Origin of the sequence: Mesorhizobium sp. M7A.F.Ca.CA.002.04.1.1 (assembly GCF_004022805.1) — a bacterium.
Classification (GTDB): domain Bacteria; phylum Pseudomonadota; class Alphaproteobacteria; order Rhizobiales; family Rhizobiaceae; genus Mesorhizobium; species Mesorhizobium ciceri.
Genome location: NZ_RZPL01001224.1, coordinates 1 through 703, shown reverse-complemented (window position 1 = coordinate 703; position 703 = coordinate 1). Strand labels below are relative to the sequence as shown.

Here is a 703-nt window from a genome sequence, read left to right as displayed (position 1 = left end):
GGATTGCCGCTGGCAGAAGGCGTGCCGACGGCGGCGATCGCAGCCCGCATTGCGACCGAGCGCAACATCGACGCGCCGATCATTGCCGCCGTCGCCGCCATACTGGATGGCACCATCACCGTCCGGCAGGCCGTGACGGCGTTGATGACCCGGCCGCTGAAGACCGAAACCAACGATTGATCCCCACGACTTTGAACGATCAGGAGAAAAAATGCTGTTTGCTGTGATTTGCAAGGACAAGCCCGGAAGCCTGCAGGTGCGCCTCGACACGCGGCCCGAGCATGTTGCCTTTCTCGAGGGGTTGAACGGCGACAAGAAGCTGGCATTCGCCGGTCCGTTCCTTGACACTGAAGGCAGGTCCAATGGCAGCCTCGTGGTCGTCGAAGCGCCCGACCTGGCAGGGGCGCAGGCTCTGTCGGCCGCCGACCCCTACGCCAAGGCCGGGCTGTTCGAAAGCGTCGAAATCCGCCCGTGGAACTGGACGTTCAACAAGCCGGCGGCTAGTTAATCCCGGTCGCCAGCGCGACTCCAAGGAGGAGAAAGACATGAACTACTGGCTGTTCAAATCCGAGCCATTCAAGTTCTCCTTCGAGATGCTGAAGGCCAAGGGCAAGGCCGGCACGCAATGGGACGGCGTGCGCAACTACGCGGCGCGCAACAACATGAAGGCGATGCAGATCGGCGATCTCGGCTTCTTCTACCA

At 61.9% G+C, this 703-nt stretch carries 2 protein-coding genes and 1 pseudogene; all 3 read left to right on the top strand.

Annotated features, from left to right (window positions below):
- Nucleotides 1–180: pseudogene (locus ENZ75_RS33475) on the top strand (glycerol-3-phosphate dehydrogenase); the annotation flags it as partial.
- Between the two features lie 31 nt (nucleotides 181–211).
- Entirely contained in the window at nucleotides 212–508 is a 297-nt protein-coding gene (locus ENZ75_RS33470; protein ID WP_063169520.1) for a YciI-like protein, read from the top strand.
- Nucleotides 509–545: 37 nt separating this feature from the next.
- The coding region (locus ENZ75_RS33465) for an EVE domain-containing protein (RefSeq protein ID WP_128278685.1) at nucleotides 546–703 on the top strand (158 nt) is incomplete at its 3' end.